The organism is Methylomonas sp. Uni0011, from assembly GCF_056850255.1.
The window spans coordinates 42,766-61,794 of record NZ_JBVVNO010000012.1 but is presented as its reverse complement, the minus strand read 5'-3'; the positions used below and the strand labels follow the sequence as shown (position 1 = coordinate 61,794).

The 19,029-nt window shown below is 56.5% G+C and carries 18 protein-coding genes; 12 read left to right on the top strand and 6 right to left on the bottom strand.

Translation table 11 applies throughout. The features are described from left to right. Window position 1: 1 nt before the first annotated feature. Both fabD and fabG read left to right on the top strand, forming a co-directional pair. Entirely contained in the window at window positions 2–952 is a 951-nt protein-coding gene (fabD, locus tag AC0IM9_RS14030; protein ID WP_482804446.1) for an ACP S-malonyltransferase, read from the top strand. Further along, on the top strand, window positions 945–1,673 hold the full coding sequence (fabG, locus tag AC0IM9_RS14025) for a 3-oxoacyl-ACP reductase FabG (protein ID WP_482804423.1): 729 nt from the start codon (window positions 945–947) through the stop codon (window positions 1,671–1,673). Before fabD ends, fabG begins: the two co-directional genes overlap by 8 nt. 79 nt (window positions 1,674–1,752) lie before the next feature. Here fabG and AC0IM9_RS14020 read toward each other — a convergent pair whose 3' ends face one another. The 5 genes from AC0IM9_RS14020 to AC0IM9_RS14000 all read right to left on the bottom strand — a co-directional run bounded on the left by AC0IM9_RS14020 (window position 1,753) and on the right by AC0IM9_RS14000 (window position 8,780). After that, window positions 1,753–2,682, bottom strand: a complete 930-nt coding sequence (locus AC0IM9_RS14020) for a response regulator (protein WP_140912147.1) — start codon at window positions 2,680–2,682, stop codon at window positions 1,753–1,755. Beyond that, complete coding sequence (locus tag AC0IM9_RS14015) at window positions 2,679–6,050, bottom strand: hybrid sensor histidine kinase/response regulator (RefSeq protein ID WP_482804422.1); 3,372 nt, start codon at window positions 6,048–6,050, stop codon at window positions 2,679–2,681. The genes AC0IM9_RS14020 and AC0IM9_RS14015 overlap by 4 nt, the downstream gene beginning before the upstream one ends. Window positions 6,051–6,399: 349 nt before the next feature. After that, complete coding sequence (locus AC0IM9_RS14010; protein ID WP_482804421.1) at window positions 6,400–6,939, bottom strand: REP-associated tyrosine transposase; 540 nt, start codon at window positions 6,937–6,939, stop codon at window positions 6,400–6,402. A gap of 83 nt (window positions 6,940–7,022) precedes the next feature. Further along, the gene (locus AC0IM9_RS14005) at window positions 7,023–7,538 is read right to left on the bottom strand and encodes a hypothetical protein (protein WP_482804420.1); all 516 of its coding nucleotides are present in this window, start codon (window positions 7,536–7,538) and stop codon (window positions 7,023–7,025) included. Window positions 7,539–8,060: 522 nt separating this feature from the next. Then, the gene (locus AC0IM9_RS14000; RefSeq protein ID WP_140912143.1) at window positions 8,061–8,780 is read right to left on the bottom strand and encodes a hypothetical protein; all 720 of its coding nucleotides are present in this window, start codon (window positions 8,778–8,780) and stop codon (window positions 8,061–8,063) included. Window positions 8,781–8,965: 185 nt separating this feature from the next. Here AC0IM9_RS14000 and AC0IM9_RS13995 point away from each other — a divergent pair, with 185 nt between their 5' ends. The 3 genes from AC0IM9_RS13995 to urtB all read left to right on the top strand — a co-directional run bounded on the left by AC0IM9_RS13995 (window position 8,966) and on the right by urtB (window position 13,615). Beyond that, window positions 8,966–10,213, top strand: a complete 1,248-nt coding sequence (locus AC0IM9_RS13995) for a putative porin (protein ID WP_505331666.1) — start codon at window positions 8,966–8,968, stop codon at window positions 10,211–10,213. A gap of 171 nt (window positions 10,214–10,384) precedes the next feature. After that, window positions 10,385–11,686 (top strand): urea ABC transporter substrate-binding protein, encoded by a 1,302-nt coding sequence (gene urtA, locus AC0IM9_RS13990; RefSeq protein WP_278212642.1) that lies wholly within the window; start codon window positions 10,385–10,387, stop codon window positions 11,684–11,686. Between the two features lie 336 nt (window positions 11,687–12,022). Next, a complete protein-coding gene (gene urtB / locus AC0IM9_RS13985) occupies window positions 12,023–13,615 on the top strand; it encodes an urea ABC transporter permease subunit UrtB (RefSeq protein ID WP_505331665.1) in 1,593 nt (530 codons plus the stop codon). 678 nt (window positions 13,616–14,293) lie between these two features. On the opposite strand, the gene AC0IM9_RS13980 is transcribed toward urtB, so the two are convergent. Next, window positions 14,294–14,557, bottom strand: a complete 264-nt coding sequence (locus AC0IM9_RS13980; RefSeq protein WP_482804449.1) for a hypothetical protein — start codon at window positions 14,555–14,557, stop codon at window positions 14,294–14,296. Between AC0IM9_RS13980 and urtC the strand changes: the two genes are divergently transcribed. The 7 genes from urtC to AC0IM9_RS13945 all read left to right on the top strand — a co-directional run bounded on the left by urtC (window position 14,534) and on the right by AC0IM9_RS13945 (window position 19,018). Next, window positions 14,534–15,652 (top strand): urea ABC transporter permease subunit UrtC, encoded by a 1,119-nt coding sequence (gene urtC, locus AC0IM9_RS13975; RefSeq protein WP_482804418.1) that lies wholly within the window; start codon window positions 14,534–14,536, stop codon window positions 15,650–15,652. The genes AC0IM9_RS13980 and urtC overlap by 24 nt on opposite strands. Continuing rightward, window positions 15,649–16,458 carry an urea ABC transporter ATP-binding protein UrtD gene (gene urtD, locus AC0IM9_RS13970; RefSeq protein WP_482804417.1) on the top strand — a complete coding sequence of 270 codons (810 nt, stop codon included), beginning with the start codon at window positions 15,649–15,651 and terminating at the stop codon, window positions 16,456–16,458. Before urtC ends, urtD begins: the two co-directional genes overlap by 4 nt. After that, complete coding sequence (locus tag AC0IM9_RS13965; protein WP_278212864.1) at window positions 16,458–17,231, top strand: ABC transporter ATP-binding protein; 774 nt, start codon at window positions 16,458–16,460, stop codon at window positions 17,229–17,231. Before urtD ends, AC0IM9_RS13965 begins: the two co-directional genes overlap by 1 nt. Before the next feature lie 90 nt (window positions 17,232–17,321). Further along, window positions 17,322–17,624 (top strand): hypothetical protein, encoded by a 303-nt coding sequence (locus AC0IM9_RS13960; RefSeq protein ID WP_482804416.1) that lies wholly within the window; start codon window positions 17,322–17,324, stop codon window positions 17,622–17,624. An 18-nt stretch (window positions 17,625–17,642) separates the two neighbouring features. Then, window positions 17,643–18,494, top strand: a complete 852-nt coding sequence (locus AC0IM9_RS13955; RefSeq protein WP_505331664.1) for an urease accessory protein UreD — start codon at window positions 17,643–17,645, stop codon at window positions 18,492–18,494. Between the two features lie 63 nt (window positions 18,495–18,557). Then, a complete protein-coding gene (locus AC0IM9_RS13950) occupies window positions 18,558–18,752 on the top strand; it encodes a RelB antitoxin-like protein (protein WP_482804414.1) in 195 nt (64 codons plus the stop codon). Further along, window positions 18,752–19,018 carry a type II toxin-antitoxin system RelE family toxin gene (locus AC0IM9_RS13945; RefSeq protein WP_482804413.1) on the top strand — a complete coding sequence of 89 codons (267 nt, stop codon included), beginning with the start codon at window positions 18,752–18,754 and terminating at the stop codon, window positions 19,016–19,018. Before AC0IM9_RS13950 ends, AC0IM9_RS13945 begins: the two co-directional genes overlap by 1 nt. Window positions 19,019–19,029 lie beyond the last annotated feature (11 nt).

The window sequence follows — 19,029 nt, the reverse complement described above, 5'->3', positions numbered from 1 at the left end:
AATCAACGAACAAAGTTACAACCTGGCCTTCGTCTTTCCCGGCCAGGGCTCGCAAGCCGTCGGCATGCTCGGCGCGTTGGCGGACGCCACCCCGGTGGTGAAACGAACCTTCGAACAAGCGTCCGACGCGCTGGGTTTCGATTTGTGGAATCTGGTCGCCAACGGCCCGGAAGCCGATCTCAATCAAACTCACAATACCCAACCGGCCATGCTGGCGGCCGGCGTGGCCGTCTGGCGGGCTTGGTGCGAGCTATCGGCGATCCGCCCTGCCTGGATGGCCGGCCACAGCTTGGGCGAATATACCGCCCTGGTGTGTTCCGGCGCACTGGGCTTCGACGACGCAATCAAATTAGTTGCCGCCCGCGGCCGCTTGATGCAGGAAGCGGTACCGGCCGGCGAAGGTGCAATGGCCGCCATCCTGGGCCTGGAAGACCACCAAGTGGTCAACACTTGCACTGAAGTCGCCCACGGCGAGATCGTCGCCGCCGCCAACTTCAACGCGCCCGGCCAAGTCGTCATCGCCGGCCAAACCGCCGCCGTCGACCGCGCCATTGAGGCCTTGAAAGCCCTGGGCGCCAAGCGCGCCTTGAAACTGCCGGTCAGCGTACCGTCGCATTGTGCCTTGATGGAAGCGGCCTCCGACCAGCTCAACGAGATTCTGCAAGGCCTGAACGTCGACATGCCCAATACCACGCTGATTCACAATGCCGACGTCAAATCGCACGGCTCGCCGGAAGTGATTCGCTACGCGCTGAAAGAACAATTATTCAAACCGGTGCGCTGGGTGGAAAGCATCAAATTCATGCACGAGCAAGGCGTTACCGCCTTCGTCGAGTGCGGCCCCGGCAAAGTGCTGATGGGCTTGAACAAGCGCATCGCCGCCGATGCCGCCCACTTCACCTTGTACGACATCGAAACCATCAACAACGTTGTGGAGCAACTCCGTGGATAAGAAAACCGCCATCGTTACCGGCGCCAGCCGCGGCATCGGCCGGGCCATTGCCGAAAGACTGGTCGCAGACGGCTTTTACGTACTGGGCACCGCCACCTCCGACAGCGGTGCCGAGGCTATTTCCGCCTACCTGGCCGATAACGGCAAAGGCTATAAACTGAACGTTGCCGACGCCGCCGACATCGAAGCCTTTATCAAGGCCACCGCTGACGCATACGGCACCCCGGCCGTTCTGGTCAACAACGCCGGCATCACCCGCGACAACCTGTTGATGCGGATGAAAGACGAGGAATGGGACGACATCATCAACACCAACCTGACCTCGATCTTCCGGATGAGCAAAGCCGTGTTACGCGGCATGATGAAAGCCCGTTACGGCCGCATCATCAATATCTCGTCCGTCGTCGGTTCGACCGGTAACGCCGGCCAGACCAACTATGCCGCGGCCAAGGCCGGCATGGTCGGCTTCGCCAAATCGATGGCCAAAGAAGTCGGTTCGCGCGGCATCACCGTCAACACCGTTGCGCCGGGTTTCATCGACACCGACATGACCAAAGAATTGTCGGAAGAGATCAAAACCGCCCTGCTCGGCTCAATCGCGCTGGGCCGCCTCGGCCAACCGGACGAAATCGCCCACGCGGTATCCTTCCTGGCCTCCGAACAAGCCTCCTACATCACCGGCGAGACCTTGCACGTCAACGGCGGCATGTACATGCCTTAACAGCAGCCGGTCAAGCCTGACAAAAAGGCCTGTCGCCGAAAAGGCTTCAGGCCTTTTTATTGCCCGCCGGCCGAACATCTCAACCTTGCTGCATCGCCATCGCCACCGCCGCCGCCCTGGTCGACACGCCCAGTTTTTCGAAGATATGTTCCAGGTGTTTGTTCACGGTGCGGGGACTGGTACCGAGGATAATGCCGATCTCCTTATTGGTCTTGCCGCGGGCAATCCACATCAGAATTTCGGCTTCGCGAAAAGTCAGTTTCAGTTTTTCACGTAGCGTCTGCGGACTCCACTGCGCATCGTCGCGCTGCAACAGCAGCAGGTACTCGCCCGGCTGTTCGCAGGCATTGACTGTGACCGCAAATCCCGGCACCAGCCGATGCGGTTCCGAGTCGGCCTCAGTCCGGCCGGACTGGCGCAACCAGCGTTGAAACCAGCCCAGCATGCCCTCCGGCAACACACTGTCGCCGGCAAGCGCTAGGTCCAGCCCCTGGAATGCCTTGAAATCCGCCAGCCATTGCGCCCCGGCCGGCGTCCGCCAGTGGATTTGGCCGCCGGCGTCGACCGCCAACGCGGCAAACTCGCCGTGGTTCAGCAATTGTTCGGCTCGGAGCAGGTTGCGGGTCTGGCTCAGATGTACTTCGATCCGCGCCAAGACTTCGGCCGGCCGGATCGGCTTGACGATGTAATCCAGCGCGCCTTCGCCGAAGCCGCGCAGCAAGTTTTCCAATTCGCTGAGGCCGGTCATGAACAGTACCGGAATCGCCGCCGTGGCCGGATCGGCTTTCAACCGGCTACAGGTTTCGAAACCGTCGATGCCCGGCATCATCACGTCCAGCAAAATGATGTCGGGTTTGACGTATTGGATTTGTTCCAGCGCCGAACTGCCGTCGGTAGCGACCAGCACCCGGTAATTGGCTTCCGACAGCGTATCGGACAGCAAAGCCAAATTACCCGGCGTATCGTCGACGATCAATACCGTGCCGTTGCTGAGAGCCGCTTCCATCATCGCCCTGCCTCCTGTTTGTTCATATTCAACAATTGCCGAATTTGGCCCAACTTGAATTCGTTGGCCAGATTCAGCAACTTGGCAAAAAACAACGCATATTGTGGTTGTTGCACCGACAGACGTTGCAAGACCTTTTTCAGGCCCATCAAATCGCCGATCCGCACGCAGTCGATGCAGTCGGCCAGCAATTCCGCCGGCGGCACCGCTAGCGCCCGCTCGGCATCGGCTGCCGGCACCGCTTCGTCGCGATACAGCCAAGTCAAGGCCAGATAGAGTTTCAGCTTGTGCATCAGTTCCCGCACCTGGATCGGCTTGGCCAGAAAATCGTTGCAGCCGGCATTTAGCGCCGCCATCCGGTCGCTGGCGTAGGCATTCGCGCTCAGGATCACGATCGGCATACTACAGCCGCCTTCCCGCAACAGCATCGCGGTTTCGATGCCGTTCATGCCGCGCATCGAAATATCCAGCAAGATCAAATCCGGCCGCTCTTCGGCCACTTTTTCCAGACATTGCTCGCCGGAATCGGCTTCGCTCAGATAAAAACCCAGCGGCTCCAGCATGTCCAGCAACAACTCCCGGTGCTCGCGCTGGTCGTCGACCACCATGATTCTGCGTCTGGCACCCCGGTAGCCGGCGATCGCGGCGGCTTGATCCGGCTCGGTATCGGCACCCTGACTGGGCAGCAGCAAGCGCACGGTAAAGGTCGAGCCCTGGCCCACCTGGCTTTTCACTGTCAATTCCCCGCCCATCACCTCGGTCAGGATTTTACTGATGGTCAAGCCCAGCCCGGCACCGGCCACGGCGTTGCCAGTCGGCTGGCTGACGCGGGTAAACGGCTGGAAGATATTCTGCAAATGTTCCTCATCAATCCCGGCACCGCTGTCGATGACCTGAAAACTGGCGACGCCGCCGCTATAACCGATGCGAAACACGATCTCGCCTTGCTCGGTGAACTTGACCGCATTGCCCAACAGATTGATCAGAATCTGCCCCACCCGCTTCTCGTCGCCGCGCACCCGCTGCGGCAACTGGTTGCCGATCTGGCAATTGAAACTCAAACCTTTATCCTCGGCCTGGACCCGGTAGGTATGCACCAAATGCTCGATAAACTCCGGGAAATTGAAGGTTTGATATTTCAATTCGAACTTGCGCGCCTCGATCCGGGCGATGTCCAGGATGTCCTCGACCAGCGCGCACAAATGCTCGCCGCTGCGCTTCAAGGTTTCAACGGCCTGTTTGCGGTGCGGCGGAATCTCCGGGTCCTGATGCAGAATATGGGCGTAGCCGATGATGCTGTTCAGCGGCGAACGGATCTCGTGGCTCATGCTGCTCAGGAAGCGGCTTTTGGCCTGATTCGCGCTGTCGGCCAGCTTCATCGCTTGTTGCAGTTTGCTGTCGGTCTTCTTGTGCTCGTCGATTTCCTGCAGCAATAACTGGGTTTGTTTCGCAGTCTCCTCGTGGGCGACGCGCCGGCTTTCGCCGTTCAAAATCAGCCACCAGGTGCACAGGCCGATGAAGACCAACAGTGAGGCGTAGATCTTCAGAAAATTATGCAGCAGCAATTGAAACGCACCGGCGTCGCGGCGGATGCTGAGCAAATCCTGGTAATAAATGATGCTGATGAAAATGCCGGTCAGCACCGCCAGAAAGCCGAATAACAAACCGAAACGCAACAAACGCATCCGCGCATGCAGACTCAGAAATTCGGGCAGGCCGTATTTGGCCATCCGTTCCAGGTAATCGTCGAAGCGGAATCCGACCTTGCAGCTATCCAGGCAGCGGGCGTCCAGCGTGCAGCACAGCGAACAGATACTGCCGCCGTAAGCCGGGCAATAAGCCACGTCGTCGTGCTCGAACTCGTTCTCGCAAATCGAACAGGTGTTACGGGCGTAGCGGTTGCGCTCGTCGCGGTCGCGCGCCAGATAATGCTTGCCCTGGCTGAACCAAGCCAGCGCCGGCGCCAGCGCAAAGGCCAAGCCCAGCGCGATCAAAGCCGAGAAGGCTTTGGGCCACTCGCCGAACAGACCGACATAAGCCAGAATCGATACCAGCGACGCGACGAAAGTCGAGACCATACCGACCGGATTCAAATCGGACAGATAAGCCCGTTTGAACTCGATTTCCTTCGGACTCAAGCCCAAGGGCTTGTTGATCATCAATTCGGCGGCGACGGTGCTGATCCAGGCGATCGACATATTCGAAAACAAACCCAGCACCTTCTCCAGCGCGCCGAACACGCCGAATTCCATCAACAGCAGCGCAATCAGCACGTTGAACAACAACCATACCACCCGCCCCGGATGGCTGTGAGTCAGGCGCGAGAAAAAATTGGACCAGGCCAGCGAGCCGGCATAGGCGTTGGTGACGTTGATCTTGAGCTGGCTCAGCACCACAAACAAGGTAGTGGCAGCCAACGCCCATTCCGGATTGTCGAATAGCTCGTTGTAAGCCACCAGATACATCTGGGTCGGCTCGTGGGCATGCTCGGCGGGGATACCGTGGCGGATCGCCAAGTGCGCCAACAACGCCCCCAACAACTGCCGCACCACGCCGAACACCACCCAACCCGGTCCGGCCGCCAACATCGCCGCCCACCAGCGCCATTTGTTTTGCTCGGTTTTATCCGGCAAGAAGCGCAGAAAATCGACCTGCTCGCCGATCTGTGCCACCATCGAACAGGCCACCGTCGCCGCGCTGCCGAACAGCAACCAATCGAAACCCTGGCCGCTGCCGGCGATCCAGAAATAGGTTTCCAGCGTCATCAACGCCTCCGGCTCGGCCCGCGCCACCGCGATATACGGCGCGATCAACAACAATAGCCAGACCGGCTGGGTCCACAGTTGCATCCGGCTGATGGTAGTGATACCGAAGGTGACCAGCGGCACCACGATGACCGCGCTGACCACATGGGCGTAAGCCAACGGAATCTGAAAATACAATTCCAGCGCCAGCGACATGATCGACGCTTCCAACGCAAACAGCGTGAAGGTGAACGAAGCGTAAATCAGCGAGGTAACGGTGGAGCCGATGTAGCCGAAACCGGCGGCACGGGTCAACAGATCGATGTCGATATGAAACCGGGCGGCGTAATAGCTGATCGGCAACGAGGTGATGAAAATGACGATGCCGACGGCGATGATGGCCCAGAAAGCGTTGGTAAAGCCGTAGTTGATCGACAAAAACCCGCCGATGGCTTCAAGAACTAAAAACGAGGTCGAGCCAAACGCAGTATTGGCGACCTGGAATTCAGACCATTTGCGAAAGCTGCGCGGCGCATAGCGTAACGCGTAGTCTTCCAGGGTTTCGTTGGCGACCAGGGCGTTGTAGTCGCGGCGGATTTTGGTGATGTTTTGGTGAATGGTTTTCATGTTTTGGTGTCGCTGCCGCGACGGGGTTTGTTTGAAGTCGGGTCTCGGCCCGACAGCCGAGTGACTTTTCTTTGCTTGGCCAAAGAAAAGTCACCAAAAGAAAGGCCACCCGACATTCCGCCTTAATCCTGCGCTTCTCGCTTTTGGTGAGGGTTTTCGGAAGGGCCATCCTTGGCCCTCCGAAAACGAGCGGCATCCCTGCCGCTCCCCTATCGGGCTATTCTCACCAAAAGCTGCGATGCTCGGGGCGGAATAACGGGACGAAAACCGTCGCGCTATCAAAACGGCTTGGGTTAGACCAAGATTCGTAGGGTGGGCACGGCTTTTTGTGCCCACGCGGACAAACCGTTCACTCCCCCACAACCAATTCATCAACGCCATCACCCCAATCAACCGAATAAACGCCGTCCTTAACATAGCGATGAAACGTCGAATAAGGCCATTCGCTTACCCGCTGGCAATACCCGTGCTTCACCGGGTTGTAATGAATGTAATCCATATGTCGGGCAAAATCGGCTTCATCGCGAATTTGATGCTCCCAATACCGGCGTTGCCATAAGGTTGATTCCCGATGTTTTTGCTTCGACGCATTGATCCATTCGGCCCGCCGATATGCGTCACCACATGCCACGCTCACCTGCCGTTTTATCACGCTCCAACGGGTTGAATAATCCGCGTCGTCGCCCGGCAAGGTCCAGATAGTATGCAAATGATCCGGCAACAGAACCCAGGCATCTATGTTAAACGGTCGTTTGGCGCGAGTTGTTGCAATCGCCGTGCGCAAAGCTTCCCGTATCGGTTCATCACATAAAATCGCTTGCCGCCGATACGTCACCACCGTGAAAAAATACGTTGCACCGGGATTTTGCGAGCGGCGGTAACGGGACATTTCGGTCGTTAATTTTTGATGGTTAAATCAGGGTTTGTGGTTTTCCCCGCGTGGGCACAAAAAGCCGTGCCCACCCTACGCAGCTACGTTGAACATTTGTTGCGATAATTATTACTCAAGCGCACGACAAAATAAAAAAACACAGCGACGAAAAAAAACATAGGCCAAACATAAATATAAGCCTCCTTACTTTTGATATATTTACTTCGTTGATCTAAATAATCAATTACTAGCTTTCCATCAACCTCCAGCTGAAGGAGCCGATTTTCAGTAAAAAATCCATTGATTCTTGCCTCATACCACCATGCTTTCGCTTTTTTGCCTTTAAATTGATTTTTATCTTCGGTAGCGAAGCAATCTTTCACCCCAACACTTGTTATCCAGCAGTTCAATTCGATAGATTTACCTTTGTCGTTAAGCATTAATGAACTACCTCTGCTTAGCGGCGTAAGGTTAAATAATATCGTCCCATCGCCAGTTTCTAATTGATTAAACTCTGGAATTTTTAATAAAAATATATCGAGATCGAATAACGACAATATAAATGTTAATAAAACAAAGAATAAAGCAGTGTTAGCTAAATTTGATTTATTTTTCATAAATGCCTGAAAATCTATTCCGATGGATGTGCCGAACGGAGTGAAGCCCATCGATCGCGAACGATGCTCCTCCTTTCGTCGGCAGCATCCTACAACACAATCAAAATCCTAGCTTTCAAAATCATCTAATAACCTTTCATCTCGCGACGGGGTCGTTCCCGTTATTCCGCCCCGAGCATCGCAGCTTTTGGCGAGATTAGCCCGATAGGGGCGCGGCAGGGACGCCGCGCGTTTTCGGAGGGCCAGGGATGGCCCTTCCGAAAACCCTCGGCAAAAGCGAGAAGCGCAGGATTAAGGCGGAATGTCGGGTGGCCTTTTCTTTGGATACTTTCTTTTGGCCAAGCAAAAGAAAGTATCTCGGCTGTCGGGCCGAAACCCGACTTTAAAACCAGCCGTCGCGCCAGCGACACCTCAATTGATTCTCCGCTCACGGTTCGACAAGCCTCTCGGCACCTGCTCCTGCGTTGCTCTACCTCCTGTATCCATGCAGTCGACCACGCACGGAATCAACACCAAAGCACATCACTTCCTCTCATACCCAAACTGAAAAATCACCGGATTGCCCTGGTTATGAATAATCACCTCCTTCTTCGGCTCGTCGCCTATCGCCGCCGGTTGCGCTGCAGTACTCGCCCCCGCCGCAGCCGGAATCTCCCGAACCTCCACCCGCACGTCCGGCATCCATTTCGGTTTGAACAACTCGGTTCTGACTCGGCCGGGTTGCTTCGGCAGCGGTGCTTGCTCCAGCACGTCCAGGCAGGCGGTGCCGATTTGGTCGACCAGTTTGTCGGCGATCCGCGCCGGGGCAACGTCTTTGTCTAAAGCATGGGCGCTGAAAGTCGATTCGCGTTCGACCAAAACCGCCTGATTGCCGGCATCGCGCAAACTGCAGGTCACCGGCAATACGTCGGCTTTTTGGAAATCGACGGCGCGCGGGTCGGAGTTGCCGGAGGAAAAGGAAAAGCCGACCGGGGTTTCCCGCCGCGCCACTTTACCCAGCCTGGCCTGCAACCGGTGGCTGAACGGCCCGCTGGCGCTGAGCGGAAACTGCCATTCCGCCAGATTGTTCCGTACCCGCTCAGCCAGATTCGCCGGGTCCAATCCAATGCCGAACTGGCTCAGATTATCGTCGGCCAGTTCGAATGCAACCGCTTGTAGCGGCTTGACCGGTTCCGGCTCGGCCGCGCCTGCCGCACCGGCAAAACCCAGTGCGGCGACAGCCAAAACAAAAAAGTTTTTCATAGTCTTCTCTCTCCCAAGTTGCTTGCCACTCTACGGACGCCGCGAGTTGCCGGCCATACGTCAAATGACTGATGAGTCATTCGCCCGATTGTGGCAGGACCGCGCAAAATTTAAAAATTTCCCCGAAGTTTACGAGCGCCACGGCCGCCGGCTCTGGCAAGTTTTAACTAGATAGGGGAATGCAAATGACGGGTTTCAATCGACAAAAAACCGGCAGCCGGGCCATCGGCTTGCTGAGCGGTATGGCCTTGGGTGCCATCGGCCTGAGCCAAGCGCCGGAAGCGACAGCCGGCGCCACCTTCAAGATCGACGACACCAAATGGGTCAGCGTCGGCGCCGGTTTGCGCACCAGTTTCCGCGCCCAGGAAAGCGCCGCCGGTGCCGGCGCGGAAAAATGGAGCAACGATTTCAACCTGGACAACATCCGTTTGTATATCAACGGCCAGATCCATAAATACCTGAAAGTGGAATTCAACACCGACTGCCAAACCTGCGGCAACGGCGGCGAAGTACGGGTGCTGGATGCGATCGGCAAATTCGAGGTCAACCCTTACGCCAACCTGTGGGTGGGCCGGATGCTGGTGCCGGCCGAACGCCGCGAAATGAACGGTCCGTTCTACAGCGCCGTTTATAACATCTTCTCCGCCGGTACCCCGTTCGAACCCTCGGATTACAACTTGACGATCGGACCGGACGGCAACTCGGCCGGCTCCTTCGGCCGCGACGACGGTGTCACCTTCTGGGGTGCGGCATTCGACGGTCGCTTGCAATACGCCGCCGGTTTTTTCCGCGGCTTACGCGGCGGCGCCAACGCCGACCACAACATTCTCTATGGTCAACGCGTCGCTTATAACTTTTGGGAAGTCGAGAAAAACCCAGGTTATTACACCTCCGGCACCTATTACGGCAAAGGCGGCGATATCCTGACCGTCGGCGTGTCCAACCAATACCAGGAAGACGGTGCCGGCACCACGGCTAATCCGGCCAACTTCCGCGGCACCACCGCCGATATCTTGCTGGAAAAAGTGCTGCCGGGCGGCGGCGTGGTGACCTTCAACGGCGAGTACAAGAACTACGGCCTGTCAAACGGCTTTGGTCAGGCTCAGCGCGACGCCGTGACTTCTTTTGCGTCGGGCGTGTTCGACATGTTCGAAGGCAATGCTTACGATGTCAGCGGCATGTACCTGTTTCCGCAAAAGATCGGTATCGGCCAGTTCCAGCCGTTCCTGCGCTACGTCAACGTCTCCCCCAGCACCAGTTCCACCCGCGAGGTGTATGAAGCCGGCGTCAACTACATCATCGACGGCCACAACGCCAAAATTTTCGCTAGCTACCAATACGGCGACCTGTTAACCAAGGGCATCAACTACAAATCCACCGCCACCGGCGACGACGTCAGCCAGATGATGGTCGGCTTCCAGTGGCAAATTTAATGACGGTGGCATACCAACATTTACGCCAACCTGACAAACCGTAGGGTGGGCACCGAATAGGTGCCCACGCGAAGCAGAAGCCTTCACGCGTGGGCACTGTCTGCCCACCCTACCTAGCGAGCAAACGGGCCACGATCGCCCACGATTTCTTCCTGACATAGGACTACTACAATGAAAAGACTGAGCATTTCCTTCCGCAAACTGGCGACCGCCGCAGCGCTCTCCACCGCGCTGTTCGGCGCTGCCGGCTCGGCCCAGGCCGAAGACACCATCAAGGTCGGCGTACTGCATTCGCTGTCCGGCACGATGGCGATCTCGGAAACCACGCTGAAAGACACCATGCTGATGCTGATCGACGAGCAGAATAAAAAAGGCGGTCTGCTCGGTAAGAAACTGGAAGCGGTGGTAGTCGACCCGGCCTCCAACTGGCCTTTGTTTGCTGAAAAAGCCCGCGAGCTGATCACCAAGGACAAAGTCTCGGCCATCTTCGGCTGCTGGACCTCCGTTTCCCGGAAATCGGTATTGCCGGTGATCGAAGAGCTGAACAGCATCCTGTTCTATCCGGTGCAATACGAGGGCGAAGAGTCTTCCAAAAACGTGTTCTACACCGGCGCCGCGCCTAACCAACAAGCGATTCCGGCGGTCGATTACTTGATGAACGATCTGAAAGTGCAACGTTGGGTGTTGGCCGGTACCGACTACGTCTATCCGCGCACCACCAACAAAATCCTGGAAGCGTACTTGAAAGCCAAAGGCGTTAAACCGGCGGACATCATGATCAACTACACCCCATTCGGTCATTCCGACTGGCAAAGCATCGTCGCCGACATCAAAAAATTCGGCTCAGCCGGCAAGAAAACCGCCGTGGTTTCGACCATCAACGGCGACGCTAACGTGCCGTTCTATAAAGAGTTGGGCAACCAGGGCATTAAAGCCGAAGACATTCCGGTCGTCGCGTTCTCGGTCGGCGAAGAGGAACTGTCCGGCATGGATACCAAACCGCTGGTCGGCCACTTGGCAGCCTGGAACTACTTCATGAGCGTAGACACCACCAAAAACGCCGCCTTCATCCAGCAATGGAAGGACTACATCAAGAATCCGAAACGCGTGACCAACGACCCGATGGAAGCGCATTACATCGGCTTCAACATGTGGGTGAAAGCGGTCGAGAAAGCCGGCACCACCGATCCCGACGCGGTGCAAAAAGCCATCATCGGCGTCGAATTCCCCAACCTGACCGGCGGCACCGCGAAAATGCTGCCCAACCACCACATCAGCAAACCGGTGCTGATCGGCGAAATCCAGGAAGACGGCCAATTCGCCACGGTCTGGCAAACCAACAAAGTCGTCGACGGCGACGCTTGGTCCGACTTCCTGCCGGACAGCAAACCGATCATCGCCGACTGGACCGCACCGATCAATTGCGGCAACTACAACACCAAAACCAAGAAGTGTTCAGGACAGAACTACTAACAGCGGATGTTATCCCCGCGAGGCGCGCGACACGGAAGTCGCGGGCTTCGCCCCCCGACAGGAATTACGATGCAAAGCCACCGTTTTAGAACCCGTTTAAAAACGCCGCCCGGTTTACGCCCGGCCGACCGTTCCCCCAAAAACAGCCTCTTGAGCATGATGACTACTACTTCTACTCAGACCGGAATCGAAACCCGCGGCGTTTTTAAACGGCTTTTCGAACTCGTTTTTTTAAATACCGCCCGTCCTGAACCTGTCGCCGGCCTTTCCGCCCAGCCCGGCTCGAACGGAACCACTGCAGTAGATCGATCCGGCTGGCTAATCAGAACCGGACTCGTGCTGCTGATTGCTGCGGCGGCGATGGCCGCCCGGCCGGCACTGGCCGACGAAACCGGCAACCCGCTGGACTTGCTGCGCCAAGGCAGCATGTCCGAGCGGGAGCAAGCGGTGGAACAATTGGCTACCGACAGCGCCAATCTGAAACTGCTGCAGGCCTTGCAGGACGGCAAGCTGTTCGAACTAAAAGCCGAAGCCAAGCTGGCCATCGGCCAGGAAACCCAAACCGGCTACAGCCTGACCGACCCGATCAGCGGCGCCAGCCTCGGCGAACTCGAGCGCGGCGCGGTCGGCAAGATCAATCTGAACAATAAACTGCGTACACTGCTGCGCAAAGCCATCGGCCAGTTGCAACTGAACCACGCCGATCCGGCCGTGCGCCTCGGCGCCGTGCAAGCCATGGCCAAAAACGTCGACGACAAGGCCTTGGCGCTGTTGAAGGACCACCTGGACCACGAAGCCGACGCCGAAATCGTCGCCGCGATCCGCGCCGTATTATTGCTGCAGGACATCAACAGCCCGGACAAAAGCCAGCGCATCAATGCAATCACGACCCTGAAGGAATTGGATAGCCAGGACGCCGTCAACAAGCTGCAAGCCTTGACCGAAAAAGACGCCGACGGCAATTTCGTCGAAGCCGACAGCGACATCCGCAATCTGGCCGAAGCGGCGCTAATCAAAATCCGCGGCCGGATGCAAGCTTACGCCGCCATCGAAACCGTGTTCTTCGGCCTGAGCCTGGGCGCGGTGCTGGTGCTGGCAGCCATCGGTTTGGCGATTACCTTTGGCGTGATGGGCATCATCAACATGGCCCACGGCGAACTGATGATGTTGGGCGCTTACACCACTTACGTGATGCAGCAACTGCTGCCGAATAACCTGGGTACCGCTTTGATTCTGTCGATTCCGATGGCGTTTTTGGTCGCGGCCTTGGTGGGCATTGCCATCGAACGCGGCATCATCCGCTTCCTTTACGGCCGGCCGTTGGAAACCCTGCTGGCGACTTTCGGCGTCAGCCTGTTCCTGCAACAAGCGGTGCGCTCGATCTTCTCGCCGCTGAACCGCAGCGTCTCCACTCCGGAATGGATGAGCGGATCGTGGCAGATCAATGACTTTCTGTCGCTGACCTGGAACCGCTTCTACATCCTGATCTTCTGTCTGCTGGTATTTACCGCGCTGCTGCAAATCTTGAAACGCACCAAACTCGGTCTGGAAGTCCGGGCCGTGGCACAAAACCGCGGCATGGCCCGGGCGATGGGCATTCCCACCTCCAGAGTCGATGCTATGACCTTCGGCTTGGGTTCCGGCATCGCCGGGGTGGCGGGCGTGGCCTTGAGCCAGATCACCAACGTCGGGCCGAATTTGGGACAGGCTTACATCGTCGATTCGTTCATGGTCGTGGTGTTTGGCGGGGTCGGCAATTTGTTCGGCACCTTGGTGGCCGGGTTTTCGTTGGGGATTGCCAATAAGGTATTGGAGCCTTATGCCGGGGCGGTGTTGGCGAAGATTTTAGTGCTGGTATTTATTATTTTGTTTATTCAGAAGAAGCCTAGGGGGTTGTTTCCTCAGAAAGGGAGAGCTGCCGAGTCTTAATGTGACTCGCGTAGGTTGGGTTAGCGAAGCGTAACCCAACACGAAGGCTTTTGGATTATTTGATGGCTTTGGTTTTTGTTGTGTCGCTACCGCGACGGGTTGTTTAGAAGTCGGGTTCACGAAACACATCCATGTGTTTCGCCCTGCGGGTGCTATGCATGCAAATCGGCAATCCTGCCGATTTGTCGGCCCGACAACCGAGATACTTTCTTTTGTTTGGCCAAAAGAAAGTATCCAAAGAAAAGGCCACCCGACATTCCGCCTTAATCCTGGCTTTTACGAAAACCATCCATGGTTTTCGCCCTGCGGGCCAGCCTATCGGCTGTTCAAATTTGCTCCAGGCAAATTTGTCGCTTTTGGCGAGGGTTTTCGGAAGGGGCTTCCCAGCCCCTCCGAAAACGAGCGGCATCCCTGCCGCTCCCCTGCGGGCTGATCTCGCCAAATACCCACGGGGCACAAGAGCTGCGATGCTCGGGGCGAAATAACGGGACTAACCCCGCCACGAAAATTAAGGTGGTCGGCCCATCCTTTCCGACTAGCTTGAGACTCAGTCGTAGGGTGGGCACGATTAAGTGCCCACGCGGAATAGCAGCCAACGGTGGGCAAAGTTGCCCACCCTACGCACATTTGGGCGGCTGATGGTTTTAACCCCGTATGCCGCGCCGAGCACCGAAGTTTTTATCGAGAATAGCCTGAAGGGGTGCGGCAGGGATGCCGCACGGCGGCGGAGGGGCTGGGAAGCCCCTTCTGCCGACCCTCGATAAAAACTTCGGCGCGCAGGATATAAGCGGCATCCGGGCCGCCTTTCTTTTGGACACTTTTCTTTGGCGGAGCAAAGAAAAGTGTCTCGGCTGTCGGTCCGAGAACCGACATCAAAATTAAGTCGTCGCGATAGCGACACCAAACAACGGTAGTCAAATGAATATAAGCAATCTGACTCAAGACAAAACCTACAGCACCGTCCTAACCGCTTTAGCATCGGTTACCCTATTAATCCCCCTCTGTAACCTAATCTTCCCCGAAGATTCTGCTTTGCATTTCTCGGCTTACTCAGTCTCCCTAATCGGCAAATATCTAACCTTCGCCCTCCTCGGCTTATCGCTCGATATGGTCTGGGGCTACGCCGGGATTCTAGTCCTGGGCCAAGGCGCGTTTTTCGCGCTAGGTGGCTACGCGATGGGCATGTATCTGATGCGGCAGATCGGCACCCGCGGCGTCTATGGCAACGCCGAACTGCCGGACTTCATGGTGTTCCTGAACTGGACCGAACTGCCCTGGTACTGGTACGGCTTCGAGAACTTCGGTTTCGCGATGTTGATGGTATTCCTCGCCCCTGGCCTGCTGGCTTTCGTGTTTGGTTGGCTGGCGTTTCGGTCGCGGGTGACCGGTGTTTACTTATCCATCATCACCCAAGCGTTGACTTACGCGCTGTTACTGGCTTTCTTCCGCAACGAAATGGGTTTCGGCGGCAATAATGGACTGACGGATTTCAAAGACATCCTGGGCTTCAATATCCAATCCGAAGCCGTCCGTTCGATGTTGTTACTAATGACCGGCCTGAGCCTGATCGGTGCCCTGCTGCTCTGTCGCTGGATCGTGAATAGCAAATTGGGCCGGGTGGTCACGGCGATTCGCGACCAGGAATCGCGGGTGCGCTTTCTGGGTTACCGGGTGGAATTGTTCAAACTGTGGGTGTTCGTGTTTGCCGCCATGTTGGCCGGGCTGGCCGGCGCGCTGTATGTGCCGCAGGTCGGCATCATCAATCCCAGCGAATTCTCGCCGCTCAACTCGCTGGAAATCGTCATCTGGGTCGCGGTCGGCGGTCGCGGCACCTTGTACGGCGCCATCATCGGCGCGGTACTGGTCAACTACGCCAAAACCGTATTGACCGGATTGATGCCCGACGCCTGGCTGTTTTGCCTGGGCGGCGCCTTCATTTTGGTGACCCTATTAATGCCGGACGGCATCGTCGGCCTGTTGCGCCGGCGGATTAAACCCAAACCCACTCTCAACGCTACCGGAGGACAACCGGCATGATGATCTCGGCTGCAACCACCACCGAAGGCGGCGCCAGCCTGCCGCTGGTCGGGGAAATCGACGCCCGCCACGGCCCGATTCTGTATATGGAAGACGTCAGCGTCAGCTTCGACGGCTTCCGGGCGCTGAACCATTTATCGCTGTACATCGACGACGGCGAACTGCGCTGCCTGATCGGCCCCAACGGTGCCGGCAAGACCACGCTGATGGACGTGATCACCGGCAAAACCAAGCCCGACAGCGGCTCAGTGTTCTTCGGCCAAACCATCGACTTGCTGGAACTGGACGAACCAGCCATCGCCCAGGCCGGTATCTGCCGCAAATTTCAAAAACCCAGCGTGTTCGATGCTTTGACCGTGTTCGAAAACCTGGAACTGGCCTTGAAAACCGACAAACGCACCTGGCCGACCCTGTTTCATAAACTCAACGGCGAGCAACGTGACCGCATCCATGATGTGCTGCAAACCATCGCCCTGCCCGCCCAACAACGGCAACTGGCCGGCGCGCTGTCGCACGGGCAAAAGCAATGGCTGGAGATCGGCATGCTGCTGATGCAGGACCCGAAAGTGATGCTGGTCGACGAGCCTATCGCCGGCATGACCCATCAGGAAGTCGAGCGTACCGCCGAATTATTGTTGTCCCTGCAAGGCAAGCATTCCATCGTGGTGGTCGAGCACGATATGGAATTCGTGCGCAGCATCGCCCGCAAAGTCACGGTGCTGCACGAAGGCTCGGTGCTCACCGAAGGCACCATGGACGAAGTCCAAAACGATACTCGCGTGATTCAAGTTTACCTGGGGGGATGATGTTAAATATCAGCGCATTGCAACAATACTACGGCGCCAGCCACACCCTGTGGGACCTGGATTTGAGCGTACCCGCCGGATCCTGCGTCTGCCTGATGGGCCGCAACGGCGTCGGCAAAACCACGCTTCTGAAAGCCATCATGGGCCTGTTGCCTGTGGCCGACGGCAGCATCCAATTCGACGGCGTGGAACTGGCCAAAGCCAAGGCCGAGTCTCGCGCCGAACTGGGCATCGGTTACGTGCCGCAAGGCCGGGAAATTTTTCCGCTGCTGACCGTGGAAGAAAACCTGAAAACCGGCCTACGCGCCGCCAACAAGCACGGCATCAAAAAAATCCCGGACAGTATCTTCGAGATTTTCCCGGTGCTAAAACAAATGCTAAAACGCCGCGGCGGCGACCTATCCGGCGGCCAGCAACAGCAATTGGCGATTGGCCGAGCCTTGGTATTGAATCCGCGCCTGCTGATTCTGGACGAACCGACCGAAGGCATCCAGCCCAACATCGTCAGCGAAATCGGCGATGTGATTATTCGTCTCAACAAGTCGCGCGGCCAACCTGTCGCCGTGCCCAAACCGGAAACCGGCGAAATCCATCAAGCCATCGATCGCATCCACAAAGAATTGGGCGTCACGGTATTGCTGGTCGAACAAAAACTACCGTTTGCCCGCAAGGTGGCAAACCAGTTTTGCATTATGGACCGCGGCCGCCATGTGGCGGTAGGCGCGATGGACGAATTGGCAGACGATATGGTGAAGCGATATTTGACGGTGTGACCCAACCAAGCCCCTTTCAAAAAAGGGGCTTGGGTAAAAACGGGCATCGGCCATCATTCAAACTCACAGCAGTATCAAGGAGAAATAGACATGAAATCCGAACAATATTGGCTGGCGGTCGGGGCATTGTTATTGGTTTGGTCGATGCGGAGCGAGGCGCATGGCAGTTACGAAGCCGTGATGGCAGGCGGCAACATGATGCAGTTGACCCATGCCGCCCTGCATCCCTTTTTCGAAATCCCTAATTTACCCGCTTTGTTGATTAGCGTATTAATTTTGGGATTTGTATTTGGCCCGGTTATATTGCACCTCGCCCGGCAACGGCACGCTCAAAAATCTGAGCCACCACTGTTGTCGGAAAAATCGGCGATCACGCCAAAATCCAAAAACTGATAACGCCGCCGCTCATCCATGCCCGCAAACCTCGCCGCTTCATCCGTTCCCGTTGCCATCTCAGAGTCAGCAGCATGGGAGGCCGAATTAAGGCTGGGCTTTAGCCAACGCGGCGACAAAACCGTCTTGGCTAACAGCGAGCACCGTGGACCATTGGCCGTGCAGCGCCCCTTCTACCCGGAAGGCGGCGTCTGCCACGTCTATCTGCTGCATCCGCCCGGCGGCGTGGTGGCAGGCGATAAGCTAAGCATTACTGCCGCTGTCGACACCACAGCCCAAGCACTCATCACCACGCCCGCCGCCGGCAAGTTTTACCGCAGCGAAGGTGGCGAAGCCCGGCAAACCGTCAATCTCAAGGTTTCAGAACACGCCAGCCTGGAATGGTTGCCACAGGAAACCATCGTTTATGAAGGCGCGCGCTTAAATTCCAGCATGCATATCGAGTTGGCCGAGCACGCCCGCTTCATCGGCTGGGAAATCTTGGCTCTAGGCCGGCCGGCTGCCGGCGAAGGCTTTGCCAACGGCGCCGCCAGCTTGAATTGGCGTATCAGCCGCGGCGGGCGTTTGTTTTACCTGGAACGCTTGCGCCTGGATGCCGAAGCCTTCCAAGCCCGCTGGGGTTTATTCGGTCATTCGACCTGCGGGACGCTGTTTGTGTATCCGGCCACGCCTGTGCAGTTGGCGGCGGTGCAGAAACTGATTGGCGATGAGCCCAATCGTGGGGTGACTTTGATTGACGGTTTGTTGATTTGTCGTGGGTTGGATAGGCGGGCGGATTTGTTGAAATCGTTTTTTGAGGCGGTTTGGGGATTGGTGCGGGGGGATGTTATTGGGAAAGCGGTTTGTGCGCCGAGGATTTGGGCGACCTAAGCCGGTTTGATTTTTCTCTAGTGGATGGGTATCGTGACCACTCACCTTTCCTGGGAGACAGTTATGGAATTTAAAAGGCAATATATCGTTAACGAAGATAGCCAAAGAGTCGCTGTACAGCTGGACATTGACACCTTCGAAAAGATTGAAAATGTTCTGGAAAATTATGCTTTGGTGCAATTAATAAATGCCGACGACAGCGAAACCTTAAATATCGAGGAAGCCAGAAAATATTACGCCAGCCTGGATAAGGCCTGATGCACGTTGAATATCGCAAAAAGTTTTTAAAACAGCTGGCCGATTTATCGGCATCGGTTCGACCGAAAATTGAGCAATTTGTATTTGACGACTTAGCCCAAGCAAATAGCATTTTTGAATTGGGAAAAATCGAGAAAATGCAGGGTTATGTTGGGTTTTATAAAGTACGGTTTGGCGATTATCGGGTGGGATTGATTGTTAAAGATGATGCGGTGGTTGTTGCGACAGTGATGCATAGGAAGGAAATATATAAATTCTTTCCGTAGGCTTTTTGCTC

Bases quoted from the DNA above. Each gene is read 5' to 3' on its own strand.
- AC0IM9_RS14020 (WP_140912147.1), bottom strand. From the start codon at position 2,682: ATGATGGAAGCGGCTCTCAGCAACGGCACGGTATTGATCGTCGACGAT.
- urtD (WP_482804417.1), top strand. From the start codon at position 15,649: ATGATGATCTCGGCTGCAACCACCACCGAAGGCGGCGCCAGCCTGCCG.
- urtC (WP_482804418.1), top strand. From the start codon at position 14,534: ATGAATATAAGCAATCTGACTCAAGACAAAACCTACAGCACCGTCCTA.
- urtA (WP_278212642.1), top strand. From the start codon at position 10,385: ATGAAAAGACTGAGCATTTCCTTCCGCAAACTGGCGACCGCCGCAGCG.
- AC0IM9_RS14010 (WP_482804421.1), bottom strand. From the start codon at position 6,939: ATGTCCCGTTACCGCCGCTCGCAAAATCCCGGTGCAACGTATTTTTTC.
- AC0IM9_RS13995 (WP_505331666.1), top strand. From the start codon at position 8,966: ATGACGGGTTTCAATCGACAAAAAACCGGCAGCCGGGCCATCGGCTTG.
- AC0IM9_RS14005 (WP_482804420.1), bottom strand. From the start codon at position 7,538: ATGAAAAATAAATCAAATTTAGCTAACACTGCTTTATTCTTTGTTTTA.
- AC0IM9_RS13955 (WP_505331664.1), top strand. From the start codon at position 17,643: ATGCCCGCAAACCTCGCCGCTTCATCCGTTCCCGTTGCCATCTCAGAG.
- AC0IM9_RS13945 (WP_482804413.1), top strand. From the start codon at position 18,752: ATGCACGTTGAATATCGCAAAAAGTTTTTAAAACAGCTGGCCGATTTA.
- AC0IM9_RS14000 (WP_140912143.1), bottom strand. From the start codon at position 8,780: ATGAAAAACTTTTTTGTTTTGGCTGTCGCCGCACTGGGTTTTGCCGGT.
- AC0IM9_RS13950 (WP_482804414.1), top strand. From the start codon at position 18,558: ATGGAATTTAAAAGGCAATATATCGTTAACGAAGATAGCCAAAGAGTC.
- AC0IM9_RS13960 (WP_482804416.1), top strand. From the start codon at position 17,322: ATGAAATCCGAACAATATTGGCTGGCGGTCGGGGCATTGTTATTGGTT.
- AC0IM9_RS13965 (WP_278212864.1), top strand. From the start codon at position 16,458: ATGTTAAATATCAGCGCATTGCAACAATACTACGGCGCCAGCCACACC.
- AC0IM9_RS14015 (WP_482804422.1), bottom strand. From the start codon at position 6,050: ATGAAAACCATTCACCAAAACATCACCAAAATCCGCCGCGACTACAAC.